Below are 13,638 nucleotides of genomic sequence, written 5' to 3'. Positions count from 1 at the left end.
CCATCGCTCGTTGGTGCCTGTTTCTTTTGGTCAATTCGACAAACGTCGGGATCGCTTTTTGAGTGGAGCAGATGAAGAAAAAACAACCAGGAAAGCTCTCCCGACTTCTAAGACTGGTAGTCTCCTCGCTCGATCCGCGAGCGTATATTCATCTCTTTCGGATGATCAACTACTACAACTATTCGCATGTCGTCCCCCGACGCAAACTCACTTTGGGACCGGGTGCTGCGATCAGCCCCGACAGTGTGTTTTCAAATCCCGAGAGAATTACAGCGGGCCGGAACTTGAGACTGGGCTCACGGTGCCACCTTTGGGCAGGCCCGGCAAAAGGTCGTATAGTGATGGGGGACGATGTGCTCTTGGGACCGGAAGTCATGGTGACAGCTGCCAACTACCGGTTCAATGACGGCCAGCCGGTTACGCAACAGCATATGGACGAAGCGGATGTCGTGATCGGAAATGATGTCTGGCTCGGGACGCGCGTTGTCGTGCTTCCCGGTGTAACGATCAACGAAGGCGCTATTGTCGGTGCGGGAGCAGTTGTCACTAAATCAATTCCCGCATTCGCTATCGCGACAGGCGTCCCAGCAAAAGTTGTTGGTACACGGCAACTCGCATCTCCTGAAAACGCGTCACAAAACGCAGGGGATTCGCCATGACAACGGCTAATCCACCAACGCTTTTTGCCGTGATTATTCCGCACAAGGATGATGTCAAAAGGCTACAGGTTTGCCTTGACGCCCTTGTGCACAATTCGCGGAACACAGATGTGTTGCGCCGCGGCGAGGTCATCGTTGTCGACAACAATTCTGAGGCGGACCTCACCGGCACTATCGCCAAGTATCCTGAAGTCAGGTTCGTTTCGGAACTTGAGCCCGGAGCGGCGATGGCCCGAAACCGAGGCGTTCGAGAAACCAATGCAGATCGGATTTTTTTCCTGGACTGCGACTGTGTTCCAGACGACTCCTGGCTTGAAACAGCAATGCTCGCTATCGAGGACGCGGAGATTGTTGGCGGCTTCATCGAGACCTTCGATGAAACGGAACCTCCTCGCACCGGAGCGCAGGCTTTCGAGACCGTTTTTGCGTTTCGTCAGAAATTCTATGTTGAGCAGAAAAGTTTTTCGGTCACTGCGAATCTGCTGACCTGGCGCGAAATTTTTACCTCTGTTGGAGACTTCAGACCTTTCGTTTCAGAAGATCTTGAGTGGTGCCAAAGAGCTAACAGGAAAAACTACAAACTTACATATGATGGTAGATTGAAAGTCGCACATCCAACCAGAAATGACTGGCGCGCCCTAAGTCGAAAATGGAGACGGCTTGTCGATGAATCCTTCGCACTGCATCGACTGAATGAAGGCAGCAGACTGTCCTGGCTCATACGTGCAGGCATGGTTCTCGTTTCGCCCTCTATAGACATTTTCAAGGTCTTCAAGAGTAAAAAGAAACTAAGCTCGAACGAAAAAATCAGAGCTGCAACAACCCTTGTGCGAATACGCGCGTATCGTGCCCTTTGGATGTGCCAGCAGGCCTTGGGTTCTACCACCACCCAATAGCACTGAGAAAAAATGTCGGATGGAAACACAGCCTATGCCGACATAACGAATTGATAGCTGACTTGATAACTTGATTGCTTCTTGCAAGTGAGCTCTTGCAATTTCGAGATGTCCATTACTGAAGAGTGCTTTTACTGAAAGGCTTCCCATGCTGGACGCGCGCAATGTTGCAAATCATGACACGCCTCGGCTACACGGAGCGAATAATTTATGGAAACCTCAAATCGGCATCACCTCTCGGCGACTATCACAAAAATTGCCGTCTGATGCAGCTTGACACGCGAACTGCTTTTTTAAATCTCGACCTTATTGTCCGAGAGACCGAATGAAAATCCTGACCTGCATTGTAAGGCAACTATATCGGCGATCATGCTAAAACAAATAACCTTTTTATTTGCTGGGACTGGCGCCGCAACTATTTTACCGTTTGTCAGAAACATTTTTATCGCGAGGATGATATCCGTCGAGGACTTTGGTATCGCGACAACTTTTGCACTTATCTTTTCTTTCATTGAAATGATCACGAATGTCTCCCATGGAAGATTAATCGTACAGGCAGAGGCTGGCGAAGGTAAGGTTTTCCAGGGAAGCCTTCAAAGCATACAGTTATTGCGCGGGTTCTTGAATGCGATTGTGATTTTCGCGTGCGCACAACCACTTGCGGACTTTTTGCAGGTCTCTGACGCCGCTTGGGCCTTTCAAGTGATGGCGCTGTGTCCGCTGCTCAGAGGCCTATCACATTTCGATTTGCTGCGTGACCAAAGAAACATGAAGTTTTCAAGCACGGCGCTTGCAACGGCAACGCCGCCGTTGGTCTCGTTTGCGACAGCTTTTGCACTCACCTTTGTTTTTGATGACTACCGGATAATGCTTTGGGCAATAATCGCTCACGAGCTTACTTTTACAATTGCTTCACACGTGCTTTCCAGCAGAGCCTACCGCCTTCATTGGGATATTGATGTAATCAAATCCGCATTTTCGTTCGGCCTACCATTGCTCGGTAGCAACATTCTGATGTTCTTGAATTTTCAAGGAGACCGTTTGATTGTCGGCAACCAACTCGGACCCGAGACGCTAGGTTGGTATTCGGTTGCGTTTCTTCTGATTGCGACGCCGAGTTTGAATGTCGCCAACACCTATCAGATCCTGACGCTCCCTCCCCTCTCCAGGCGGCAGTCACAAAGCAAAGCTTTCAGATATCAGGCCGACATAACGCTGGAGGGGATCTTGTTTCTGTCCTCACTGGTTGTGTTGGGAGTTTCACTCGTTGGGCCTTCAATCCTAATGCTGTTTTTTGGAGCCCGTTATGACGCCGCGATGACTATCCTGGTCGTTTTTGCGGTCGCGCAGGCCGTCCGGCTTCTGCGCGTTGGGATCGTCATCGTTTTGATTTCACGCGCGCGGACCGACATAGTGTTTTACACCTCTGTGGTGCGCGTGCTCGCCCTTCCTTGCGGTTACATTGCACTTGTCAACGGTTATGGAATTTTCACACTTCTTTTGTTCAACATACTGGGAGAGATCGCAGCTGTAGGATTTGCGCTTTCCCGCAGCCAGAAACTGCGAATGATCAATGCCAAAAAACACTGGAAGACGTTGACCGTCTATTCAACGTTTTTAGGAGTGTGCGTTATCGACTCGTTAATTTGGCCACCATCTGCAAACCTTCAAGATAATATTCACCCATTTCAGCTGGTAATAGTTCTGTGGTTCTTAGCGTCTGTATACTTACTGAGAGCAGGCCGTCTGTATCTAAGGGAGAATCTCTTGCCAGAGTTAGCGAGAAAGTTCTTTGCAAGCAGGAGACACGAAAATGGCTCTTAGCTTGTTTGAAAGAGCCCTCGCCTCCGAAACAGCTGAACCGAACGAACTGATTGTTCGTCTTTGGCGATTTCGTACGCTGCGACGCCTATGTGCAAGACTGTTGCTCCAGCTCGAAGGACCGCCGATGGTCTCGATAACGCAAAGAGCCATCTTGAACAAATATTTCGGTGTCCGCGTGGATAAATTCAGTTATGGGGACATTCTTGAGTTCGGCACTCTGCCAAGTGGAACGACTGTCGGTTCATGGTGCTCTGTCGGCAGGGACCTCATTGTTCGCAGAAGAGATCATCCTACGGCAAGGATCACGCAGCACCCGTTTTTTTACAACCACAAACTAGGACTTGTGAAAGAGGACACGATTCCGGTCGATACCGACAATCCCCTGACAATAGGTCACGATGTCTGGATCGGTGACAGAGTGACTATCTTGTCGGGCTGCAAATCAATCGGAAATGGCGCTGTTTTGGCCGCCGGAGCAGTTGTTACCAAGGATGTGCCGGCTTACGCAATCGTTGGCGGTGCGCCAGCAAAACTCATTAAGAATCGCTTCAACGACGAGGTGATTGAAATACTGGAAACCTCGGAATGGTGGTTGCTTTCACTAGATCAATTACTGAAAAAGAAATCACAGTTGGTCAAAGACCTTGACGTCTCAAGTGCGGCACTTTTTGCAGATTGGGCACATCAGACAAATTCTGAAAAAAAATGTTGAATCGGCATGCGACATTCCAGATCGAACAAACCGCATCTGGTCACGGGCACCCTAACAAAGCGATTTTTCAGTAAACGCCAATTCCCTTCTATCGACTTCCAAGCGAGATCTTATGAACAGCATCACGATCGGCCTTCTCTGGCACTCGGTAAATTCGGACAATTTAGGTGTAGGAGCGCTTACCGCTTCAAACATTTCAATCATTGAAGCCTTGTGCGAACCGCTTGACCTTCATCCCAAATTCAAAGTTTTCGGTTGGCGTGATCCGGGACCGGTTTACATATCAGGAGACAATGTCGAGCCAGTGGCAATCAGAACACGTGACTTGCTGAGGCCTTCGAAACTGCATGCGGCGATCCGAGAATGTGACCTTGTTATCGACATCAGCGCAGGCGACAGCTTTGCAGACATCTACGGAACCAATCGGATCGTGACCAATTTCCTGGGCAAATTGGCTGTTTTGCTGGCAGGAAAACCACTTCTGTTCGCGCCGCAGACCATCGGACCTTTCAAGTCCAGATGGGCACACCTGATTGCAAGATTTTTCATTAAGCGAGCAGCGCTTGTTACCGCAAGGGACCGGCTGTCGAGCTACTTCATCGCTGAACTGAAACTTGGCGACAAAGCAATAGAGGCAACCGATGTTGCTATGCGACTGCGCTATGATCCGAACGCTTATCCCCGTAGTGAACGATTGCGGGTGGGGTTGAATGTGTCTGGTTTGCTGTATAACGGCGGTTATACTGGTAAAAACATGTTCGAGCTCAAAGCAGACTACAAGACCGTGATCCAAAAAGTAGTCGGCGCGCTTTTGGCAGATGAAAGCAATCCAGAGGTCCATTTCATTGGCCACGTGAACTCAGAATATCAACCTGTCGAGGATGACTTTCGCGTTGCGCGCGCACTCGCCGAAGAGTTTTCCGGAACTGTCCTAGCGCCGCGTTTCAAAAACCCTTCGGACGCCAAAAGCTATATTTCAACGATGGACTTTTTCGCCGGCGCCAGAATGCATGCTTGTATTGCTGCCTTTTCATCTGGTGTGCCGGTGGTTCCCATGGCCTATAGCCGCAAGTTTGAAGGTCTCTTTGGGACACTTGGCTATGATCGAACCACTGACTGTCAATCAGAAACAGAAGACAAAATCGTTTCTTCGATTATGACCGGGTACCGCAACAGGTTGATATTGAAAGAAGAAGTAGCAAAAGCATTCGCGAATGCGGACAGCCGTCTCAAAGTGTATGAAGAACGGATATCAGCTGCAATGCTAGGTCAAATTGGATAGCGTTCATATGTCCTCCTATTCTTCTCCTTCGCTGAAAAAAGTAATGCGTTCCAACCTTTGTGCAGGTTGCGGCCTTTGCGCAGGCGTGTCAGACGGAGCCATTACGATGGGGCGCGATGCAGAGGGTTTTCTTCGCCCTTCACAATCTGAGCACGTCGCGGAGACCACCGAAAAAAAAATTGAAGCATGTTGTCCTGGACTTCGAGTTTCCCGGCCGCGCAATGCGTCCAATTACCATCCCGTCTGGGGCGCGTATTCAGAAGCACACGTCGGATGGTCGACAAATGAAGCATTGCGCAAACACGGCTCGTCGGGAGCTGTACTCTCAGCAATTGCGCATTACCTGGTGCAATCCGGAAAAGTCGATTTCATCCTGACTATATGCGACGACGATGAAGACCCTATCTCCAACGCGACCTACATGGCCAAGACCTACGAAGACGTTTACCGCGCCGCCGGGTCGCGCTACGCACCTTCCGCACCGCTTTCGCAAATTAATGAATTTCTAGAGAGTGGTAAACGTTTCGCTGTCATTGCGAAGCCCTGTGACATTTCTGCCCTTCGTACGTTGTCACGCTTTGATCGAAGAGTGAACGAACAAGTGCCCTATTTGCTATCGTTTTTTTGTGCCGGTGTTCCAAGCCGCGAGGGCGCGGTCCAAGTATTGGAAAAACTCTCGGTCACCGAGGACGATTTGAGTTCTTTTCGATTTCGTGGAGATGGCTGGCCCGGGTTTGCGAAAGCAGTGCGCAAAGACGGCTCGTCATCAACAATGAGCTATAGCGACAGTTGGGGAGGAATTCTCTCCAACTATGTTCAATTCAGATGTAAAGTGTGTCCCGACGGCACTGGGGGGTCTGCGGATCTGGTCTGTGCTGATGCTTGGAACTCCGATGAAAATGGTTATCCGGTATTCGAGGACGAGGATGGAAAGAGCCTCGTTTTGCCGCGCTCCGACGTTGGTCTAGCTCTGATGCAAGAAGTGATAGCTGCCGGCAGTATTGAAATCGGCCCGTTTGATATGTCCAAGCTGATTGCGATTCAGCCCGGTCAGCGGCGTCGCTCCTATGCTCTACTCGCACGTTTGCTGGGTTTGTTCTTGAAACGGGGAGCTCGGCCCAGGTTTACAGGCTTTTCTGTTTTTCGCAACGCAAGAGCGCTGAGCCCCGCTGCCTTTCTCAAAACGTTCATTGGAACGTTTCGGCGGGCATGACCGAATGAGCAAAGGGTCGATTTTTATACCAATTTTCTTGTTTTCATTGGCGCTCCCACTCGTTTTCTCGGTAGGGCCACTGAGCCTTTCACCCTATCGGTTGTTACTGATTCTGGCGTTTATCCCAGCGACCATCTTGTGGTTTTCCAACAAGCGATACGCGAAAATTCTACCCGACTTTCTCGTATTGTTTTTTCCGCTATGGGCGACCATCGCATTGACTGCGATTTACGGCTTTGGGCGCGCGATCGAAGCAGGCGGCATTATTGCCATTGAAACCGCAGGCGCATATTTTCTTGCCCGGGTCTTGGTTTGCACTCCTGAAAGGTTCGATCAACTTTGCAAATGGCTGATATTGGTCATATTGATGCTGTTGCCATTTTCATTGTTCGAAACAATCACCGAGCGAAACATTCCACTCCAAATTTTCAATGCGATCGGAAATACACCTGGTCTTGTGCTTGCCGATAAGCGTTGGGGTTTTGATCGTGTTCAAGGACCTTTCGAGCATCCGATACTTTATGGGGTGTTCTGTGGAATGGGAGTAAGCATCGCGTTCTACTACCGGTATTACGTACAATCCGTTTTTGTTCGGTACACCCGCACCTTTTTTGTCGTTTTGGCAGCAGTATTGTCATTTTCATCTGGCCCACTGGCGGGAATATCGGGTCAAATCATGCTGATAGGATACGACCTTGTAACGCGCCATATCGTTACACGTTGGAAGATATTGATGGGCGTTGTTGCTGTTCTTTGGGTGAGCATTGATCTGCTCTCAACGCGCTCACCTCCACAGGTGTTTATCACCTATTTCGCGTTTAGTGCGCACTCCGCCTACAACAGGGTGTTTATCTGGAGGTATGGAACCGAATCCATCCTCAACAATCCATTGTTTGGAATTGGATACGAAGAATACCAACGACCATGGTACGTATTCTCTTCAAGTGTCGACATGTTTTGGATTTTGCCAAGTATGCAATTCGGAATTCCTGCAGGATTTTCGTTGCTAATAGCTTTTGCATTCATCGCGATTAAAACGGCCCGCGCCGATATCAAACAAGAAAAGGTGCTCATTCAACGACGCGCCATGATGATCTGCCTATTTGGCATTTTCCTTTCTGGTTGGACCGTGCATTTCTGGAACGCAACATATGTGTTGGTCGTCTTCATGTTCGGAGCCAGCGTATGGTTTTTCACTAACAAAGAAATAGCGAATGACGAAGCGAGTACCCTCGCTTCAGAAGACTCATCTGGACGCCACGAAGCGTCCGAACGAAAAGAGAAAAACAAAACGCAAAACCGACACACAACCAAAACCACGAGATTGGGATACACGCGGCCAAAAAGAGACAAAGTGAATTCAAAAGACTGACAAACTAGGTTTCCAGTCCAAGCAGCTTTCGAATCTCCAGATATTCGTCGATCAAACCTGTTTGCTTTGACTTAAAAAGCCGGGGAACCTTGAGGAGTGCGTCAAAGGCTCCTTTAAGCCGTTGCCTGCCATAGTTGGAATTGATTTCCCCGAGAGACAATAGCAGTTTGTAGCCTGCGAAGATCCAGAACGTCCGTTTGACTGACGCGCTCAGGTCTGAACGCTTCGCCAAAACATACGCCATGTTTAACATCAAAATCACACCGATCGTGTACCCGTTATCGCGTCGCTCTGGAGACTTGTAGTGATAGATTTCAGCGTTTCGTGCTCCAACCATAAGATAGTTATCGAGGACAGCGAGGCTCACATCTATGTCCTCGTAGGCGGCGTATCGACCGAGAGATTCGTCAAAAAGAATTGAACGTATTACTGACGTCCTGAATGACATTCTGAATCCGGTAGCCCACTCAACACGGACGGCGTTGTATTCCTCCAACCACTCTGGTTCAGGCAGGTCGGTCATCTTTTGTCGCGCCAGGACCAGAATTGGGCTTTTTAGAAAATTCCTTTCAAGATTGTAGCGTAGACGATAGAGGGCCCGGCGCAGCTTGTCCCCACGGGACTGCGAATAACTTTCTTCCGTTTTCTTTCTAAGAAATTCAGGCAACTTCGTTGCTTCGGCACTACAAACGCCACCGACGAGACCTTCCTCGTCGCGTTCGTAGACTTTCATGATTTCTTCCATTGCGCCGTCAAAGAGCAGCGAGTCGTCGTCAGGAAACAAAACGACTTCATGCTTTACCAATGCCAATCCAATATTGCGCTGCTTCGTCATACCCGGTTCACTCGTGTGATACTCAATGGCGAAGCCGTATTTTTCTCCACATCGCTCAATAACACTCCGGCTTTCTTCCGGGTTGTCACTAGAGTCAATTACAATCACCTGGGAAGGGGGCCTGCTTTGTGCGAGCATAAGTGGAACACTTAGCTCGAGTGCTTTGTGCCTATTTCGCGTAACGATGACGATCGAATATTTCGTTTTGGTTTCAGACATTTGGCAACATATTTCCCGAAATAAAAGTTTGACAGTCTGAGCCAAGCCGGCTCCTCTGTGCTTCGATGCATTAATTTTCGATGTGCAAACGCATCATTCCAGATAAGTCTTGCCATGCATCGACATGTACTCCCGATTTGGCCCTCGCGTCACCGTGCATCCCAAGGCGCAAATCCGATGTTCTTGAAGTATGACCGTGGAATTCAGTTGATTTCGTTTGAAATCGAAAAAATGTTCTCCCGCCTGTACACAAAATCACGATTCTTGGAGCTGACAACCTTCAAGAAATTTCGGCTGTTGGCTTCTTTTGGAAGCATCCAGTCATGTAGCTCGATCACGAGCAGATATGTCCTGTCGAGCCAGCCCGTATTCTTAGAAAACAAATCCTCTTCAAATCCTTCAATGTCAACTTTAACGAAGAAGAGTTTGTGCCCCTCGAATTCCTTCGCGATATCTTCGATCGTGACCAATGGAATGCCGTCAGGCGAATTGTGAATTTCGGTTCGAAATGCGTTTGCAAAGTCGTCGGTATTGACGATTGTCACATAACCACTCTCAGACCCAATCGCGCACTTCCGGATATCGATGTTTGGTTTGTCGGCGCAATTTTTCTTCGCTAGCTCGAAGTTTCGCGAATCCGGTTCGAGGGCCACGACCTTTGCCAAAGGAAACTCTTCTGACAAAAAGCGGGCGGAAAGGCCGATGTTTGCACCGCAATCGATAATCAAGCACTTGCCGCCGTTTGACACAGTGTCTTGATAGTGTTTTCTAATTTCGGCTCCCCGCTCGAGGAAGTCGATGTCGTAGTCCTGGTTTGTGTAGATCTGGTCAGCGGTATAGACGTCAATTCCATTTCTCACATGAATTGAGAATATCTTCTTCGTTTTCTTGCTGAAAAAGATCACTTTACCTTTCTTGTTAGGGGTCAATCTGATAAATTTCTTGTTGCGAAGTAGAACATTCCGCATAAAAAACGCCAAAAATCTCAGTAAGTTTCCAGCCATTACCCGTCCCTGTCACTTTGCAACAAATACTTCAAGATATCATAACGATACTTTCAGAATCACCTCAATGAGCAGCTATTTCGACACAAGATCTGCATCGCGAATTTTCATACCAATCCTTTGAGATATTTTCCGTATTCTGTCTTTCCGAATACTTTCGCATGTTCGAGTAGCCTGTCGCGATCGATCCAGCCGTTGCTAAAGGCAATTTCCTCAGGGCAGCCAGATTGCATGCCTTGCCGTACCGACAGCGTTCTTACAAAATTGCCGGCGTCAAGCAGGGATTCGTGCGTACCTGTATCCAGCCATGCAAAACCGCGCCCCATGCGCTCCACGCTCAGAGCCCCTTCGCGCAGGTACATGTCCAGCAGCGTTACGATCTCTAGTTCACCGCGCGCAGACGGCTTGACATTGCGGGCCCTGCGGGGCGCTTCGCCATCGAGGAAATAGAGTCCTGTTACGGCGTAGTTTGAGGGCGGCACGGCAGGTTTTTCGATGATTTCCTGGGCGAGACCATCCTCGTTGAATTTCACCACGCCGTAGCGTTCAGGATCGGCGACATGGTAACCGAACACGGTTCCGCCTACCTCTCGCTGATCGGCGGCGAGCAGAACTTCCGGCAGGCCGTGGCCGAAGAAGATATTGTCGCCAAGAACCATTGTCGACGATGCGCCATCGAGAAAATCTTCGGCGAGAATATAGGCCTGCGCCAATCCGTCCGGTGAAGGCTGTTCAATATACTCAAAGCGCATGCCCCATTGACTGCCATCTCCCAACTGCCGCTTGAACTGGGGTTGGTCCGCCGGTGTCGTGATAATCGCGACTTCCCGAATGCCCGTCAGCATCAAGACGGACAGCGGATAGTAGATCATCGGCTTGTCGTAAATTGGCATAAGCTGCTTCGACACGGCCATTGTCAGCGGGTAAAGTCTCGTTCCGGACCCGCCCGCGAGAATGATGCCCTTGCGCTTTGTCATGAAGTCACACCCAATCTGGTCAAAGTATCTGCAACGCCGGCCTTCCAATCGGGACGTTCCATGCCAAATGCGGCCAAGGACCGGCAGTCCAAGCGGGAGTTTAGCGGACGTTTTGCCGGGGTTGGGTAGGCCGAGGTGGGAATATCTTCCACCTCAACAGCCCGTCCCGCCTGGCGGAAAATTTCGCGCGCAAAATCTGCCCAGCTGACATCCGGTGCCCCGGAAAAGTGGTAGATCCCGGATTTTGACCGGTCGTCCTGCAATATGCGTGCAATTTTGACACAAGCTGCGGCAATCGCGGCCGCCGGCGTCGGTCCTCCGACCTGATCAGCAACGATTGTCAGATGTTCGCGTGTTTCCGAAAGACGCAACATGGTTTTCAGGAAATTGGCGCCATGCGGAGAAAAGACCCAGCTTGTGCGCAAAATTGCATGGTTAGCCGCCTCGCCCGCTATCGCCTTTTCGCCGGCCAGCTTCGATCGTCCGTACGCTCCGAGCGGTCCGGTAACCGCGTCTACGGCAAATGGTGCTTCTCCACTACCCTCGAACACATAATCGGTCGAAATATGAACCAGCGGGATGTCCAATCTTGCAGCGGCGTTTGCCATCTGCCCTGGCGCTTGACCGTTGACTTTCAGCGCCAACACTTCTTCTTCTTCGGCCTTGTCGACAGCAGTATAGGCAGCTGCGTTGATTATGGCTTCGGGCTGTACTTCCTCTATGAGCTGCACGATATCCGTGTTCGCAGCGAGATCGACCTGCGTCCGTCCCAGAAAGACCCCATCCGGGAGCAGCGCACGAAGTTCGGTTGCCACCTGTCCGGATGAGCCAAAAACCAGCATCATGCCTTTGCGCCCGCTGCCACTCCGAGCCTCTGGCCAACACCCTTCCGGTCTTGCAGGGCGCGCCACCACTCTTCGTTGTCCAGGTACCACTGGACGGTTTTCTCCAGGCCTTCCTCGACATTCACACTCGGCTTCCAGCCAAGTTCGTCGCGAATTCGCGTCGGGTCGATCGCGTAGCGCATATCGTGGCCGGGCCTGTCCGTCACGAATGTGATCTGGCTGGCGTAGGAACCGTCCGCTTTTGGCCGCTTCTGATCGAGCAGAGCGCAGATGGTTCTGACGAGATCAATGTTCCTGCGTTCATTTTCACCGCCCACATTGTAACTGCGACCGGGTGTCCCTTCTTGCAATACGAGCAACAACGCATCCGCATGGTCTTCGACATAAAGCCAGTCGCGCACATTCTCACCCTTGCCATAGACCGGTATCGGCTTTCCGGCCAGCGCGTTCAAGATCACAACAGGAATGAGTTTTTCGGGAAAGTGATAGGGCCCGTAATTGTTGGAGCAATTGGTGACAACTGCCGGAAGCCCATATGTTTCGTGCCACGCCCTTACAAGATGATCGGAAGACGCCTTCGAGGCCGAATACGGGCTGCGCGGATCATAAGCAGTCTCTTCCGTGAACAGACCCGTTTGCCCGAGTGAGCCAAAAACCTCATCCGTGGAGATGTGGTGAAAGCGGAACGTCTCCGGTTTCCCCGCTTCTTCCCAATAAGTGCGGGAGGCCTCAAGCATATTGAAAGTTCCGCCGATATTGGTCTCGATGAAATCGGACGGTCCGTCGATCGAACGGTCAACATGGCTTTCTGCAGCAAGATGCATGACCGCATCTGGCTGGTGTGCGGCAAAAATACGCTTCAAGGCGCTCCTGTCGCGAATATCCGCCTGCTCGAATGCATACAGCGGGCTGTCGGCAACCGGGGCAACATTTTCCAGACAGGCGGCGTAAGTCAGGGCATCTACGTTTACGACGCTCAATCCACGCTTCACCGCAAGGCGGATAACTGCAGAACCGATAAAGCCCGCTCCGCCAGTGACAAGAATTTTCATGGAAACCCTCAATACTCGAAAGGTGTTTCAAACGCGGCGAGTGCCGGCGCAGCGGCGTCTTTCTCTGACAAGACCGGTTCGATGTCCGCAAGCGGCCAGTCAATGCCGCAACTGTCCCAGCGAACAGCTCCGTCACATTCGGGCGCATAGAAGTCGGAACACTTATAAATGATCTCACTGTCCGATTCGAGTGTCATGAAACCGTGCAGAAACCCCTCCGGAATAAAGAGCTGCTTGCCATTTTCAAAACTCAGTTCCATTCCGAACCAGTTTCCGAATGTCGGGGAACCACGCCGGATATCGACAGAGACATCGAAAATTCTGCCCCGCCCGCATCTGACAAGCTTCGCCTGTGCGTGAGGTGGCGCTTGAAAATGGAGCCCCCTTACGGTTCCTTTTGTCGTGCTGAGCGAATGGTTGTCCTGCACAAACTCGGTGTCGACGCCGATTTCCTCAAAGGCTCGCTTGTTCCAGCTTTCCGAGAAAAAACCCCGGTCGTCGCCGAAGCGTCTCGGGGTCAGCACTAAAACGCCTTGCAGATTGGTTTCTTCAACAATCATCTAAACACCAAATCAGTCCGCAACTAAAACTTCTTCACTGGCAATGGTCCGGTCCAAACACGTCTGTTTCGTCGTAAAGCGCAAGGATCCGACGATTTAAATTGTGATGCACCGCAGATCTTCGCAAAATGCACCGCGCTTAGTTCAATTTCCGCAATTGGCTACACCGAAACGAGAGGTGGGAGCAA

At 50.5% G+C, this 13,638-nt stretch carries 13 protein-coding genes; 7 read left to right on the top strand and 6 right to left on the bottom strand.

Annotated features, from left to right (window positions below; genetic code table 11):
* The first annotated feature begins 71 nt into the window (after positions 1 to 71).
* The 7 genes from ABVF61_RS21445 (at position 72) to ABVF61_RS21415 (ending at position 7,958) form a co-directional block, all read left to right on the top strand.
* Entirely contained in the window at positions 72 to 659 is a 588-nt protein-coding gene (locus ABVF61_RS21445) for an acyltransferase (protein ID WP_353995569.1), read from the top strand.
* Positions 656 to 1,555, top strand: coding sequence for a glycosyltransferase family 2 protein (locus tag ABVF61_RS21440; RefSeq protein ID WP_353995568.1), 900 nt, complete (start codon positions 656 to 658; stop codon positions 1,553 to 1,555). The genes ABVF61_RS21445 and ABVF61_RS21440 overlap by 4 nt, the downstream gene beginning before the upstream one ends.
* 369 nt (positions 1,556 to 1,924) lie before the next feature.
* On the top strand, positions 1,925 to 3,379 hold the full coding sequence (locus ABVF61_RS21435) for an oligosaccharide flippase family protein (protein WP_353995567.1): 1,455 nt from the start codon (positions 1,925 to 1,927) through the stop codon (positions 3,377 to 3,379).
* On the top strand, positions 3,369 to 4,091 hold the full coding sequence (locus tag ABVF61_RS21430; RefSeq protein WP_353995566.1) for a CatB-related O-acetyltransferase: 723 nt from the start codon (positions 3,369 to 3,371) through the stop codon (positions 4,089 to 4,091). Before ABVF61_RS21435 ends, ABVF61_RS21430 begins: the two co-directional genes overlap by 11 nt.
* A 112-nt stretch (positions 4,092 to 4,203) precedes the next feature.
* Entirely contained in the window at positions 4,204 to 5,373 is a 1,170-nt protein-coding gene (locus tag ABVF61_RS21425) for a polysaccharide pyruvyl transferase family protein (protein WP_353995565.1), read from the top strand.
* 7 nt (positions 5,374 to 5,380) lie between these two features.
* Positions 5,381 to 6,586, top strand: coding sequence for a Coenzyme F420 hydrogenase/dehydrogenase, beta subunit C-terminal domain (locus ABVF61_RS21420; protein ID WP_353995564.1), 1,206 nt, complete (start codon positions 5,381 to 5,383; stop codon positions 6,584 to 6,586).
* A gap of 4 nt (positions 6,587 to 6,590) precedes the next feature.
* Positions 6,591 to 7,958: an O-antigen ligase family protein gene (locus ABVF61_RS21415; protein ID WP_353995563.1), complete on the top strand. Its 1,368-nt coding sequence runs from the start codon at positions 6,591 to 6,593 to the stop codon at positions 7,956 to 7,958.
* 4 nt (positions 7,959 to 7,962) lie between these two features.
* On the opposite strand, the gene ABVF61_RS21410 is transcribed toward ABVF61_RS21415, so the two are convergent.
* From ABVF61_RS21410 to rfbC, 6 genes are all read right to left on the bottom strand, one after another.
* A complete protein-coding gene (locus ABVF61_RS21410; RefSeq protein WP_353995562.1) occupies positions 7,963 to 9,012 on the bottom strand; it encodes a glycosyltransferase family 2 protein in 1,050 nt (349 codons plus the stop codon).
* A gap of 203 nt (positions 9,013 to 9,215) precedes the next feature.
* Complete coding sequence (locus tag ABVF61_RS21405) at positions 9,216 to 10,016, bottom strand: FkbM family methyltransferase (protein WP_353995561.1); 801 nt, start codon at positions 10,014 to 10,016, stop codon at positions 9,216 to 9,218.
* Between the two features lie 107 nt (positions 10,017 to 10,123).
* Positions 10,124 to 10,993 (bottom strand): glucose-1-phosphate thymidylyltransferase RfbA, encoded by an 870-nt coding sequence (gene rfbA, locus ABVF61_RS21400; RefSeq protein WP_353995560.1) that lies wholly within the window; start codon positions 10,991 to 10,993, stop codon positions 10,124 to 10,126.
* Complete coding sequence (rfbD, locus tag ABVF61_RS21395; protein WP_353995559.1) at positions 10,990 to 11,838, bottom strand: dTDP-4-dehydrorhamnose reductase; 849 nt, start codon at positions 11,836 to 11,838, stop codon at positions 10,990 to 10,992. The genes rfbA and rfbD overlap by 4 nt, the downstream gene beginning before the upstream one ends.
* The gene (rfbB, locus tag ABVF61_RS21390; protein ID WP_353995558.1) at positions 11,835 to 12,890 is read right to left on the bottom strand and encodes a dTDP-glucose 4,6-dehydratase; all 1,056 of its coding nucleotides are present in this window, start codon (positions 12,888 to 12,890) and stop codon (positions 11,835 to 11,837) included. The genes rfbD and rfbB overlap by 4 nt, the downstream gene beginning before the upstream one ends.
* Positions 12,891 to 12,898: 8 nt before the next feature.
* The gene (rfbC, locus tag ABVF61_RS21385; protein ID WP_353995557.1) at positions 12,899 to 13,450 is read right to left on the bottom strand and encodes a dTDP-4-dehydrorhamnose 3,5-epimerase; all 552 of its coding nucleotides are present in this window, start codon (positions 13,448 to 13,450) and stop codon (positions 12,899 to 12,901) included.
* Positions 13,451 to 13,638: the final 188 nt, after the last annotated feature.

The sequence above is a fragment of the Roseibium sp. HPY-6 genome (assembly GCF_040530035.1).
Taxonomy (GTDB): domain Bacteria; phylum Pseudomonadota; class Alphaproteobacteria; order Rhizobiales; family Stappiaceae; genus Roseibium.
This window is presented reverse-complemented; position numbering and strand designations above follow the sequence as displayed.

Coding starts and splice junctions, on each gene's coding strand:
- ABVF61_RS21440 (WP_353995568.1), top strand. CDS start 656: ATGACAACGGCTAATCCACCAACGCTTTTTGCCGTGATTATTCCGCAC.
- ABVF61_RS21435 (WP_353995567.1), top strand. CDS start 1,925: ATGCTAAAACAAATAACCTTTTTATTTGCTGGGACTGGCGCCGCAACT.
- ABVF61_RS21445 (WP_353995569.1), top strand. CDS start 72: ATGAAGAAAAAACAACCAGGAAAGCTCTCCCGACTTCTAAGACTGGTA.
- ABVF61_RS21425 (WP_353995565.1), top strand. CDS start 4,204: ATGAACAGCATCACGATCGGCCTTCTCTGGCACTCGGTAAATTCGGAC.
- ABVF61_RS21405 (WP_353995561.1), bottom strand. CDS start 10,016: ATGGCTGGAAACTTACTGAGATTTTTGGCGTTTTTTATGCGGAATGTT.
- rfbA (WP_353995560.1), bottom strand. CDS start 10,993: ATGACAAAGCGCAAGGGCATCATTCTCGCGGGCGGGTCCGGAACGAGA.
- rfbB (WP_353995558.1), bottom strand. CDS start 12,890: ATGAAAATTCTTGTCACTGGCGGAGCGGGCTTTATCGGTTCTGCAGTT.
- ABVF61_RS21415 (WP_353995563.1), top strand. CDS start 6,591: ATGAGCAAAGGGTCGATTTTTATACCAATTTTCTTGTTTTCATTGGCG.
- ABVF61_RS21420 (WP_353995564.1), top strand. CDS start 5,381: ATGTCCTCCTATTCTTCTCCTTCGCTGAAAAAAGTAATGCGTTCCAAC.
- rfbD (WP_353995559.1), bottom strand. CDS start 11,838: ATGATGCTGGTTTTTGGCTCATCCGGACAGGTGGCAACCGAACTTCGT.
- ABVF61_RS21410 (WP_353995562.1), bottom strand. CDS start 9,012: ATGTCTGAAACCAAAACGAAATATTCGATCGTCATCGTTACGCGAAAT.
- rfbC (WP_353995557.1), bottom strand. CDS start 13,450: ATGATTGTTGAAGAAACCAATCTGCAAGGCGTTTTAGTGCTGACCCCG.
- ABVF61_RS21430 (WP_353995566.1), top strand. CDS start 3,369: ATGGCTCTTAGCTTGTTTGAAAGAGCCCTCGCCTCCGAAACAGCTGAA.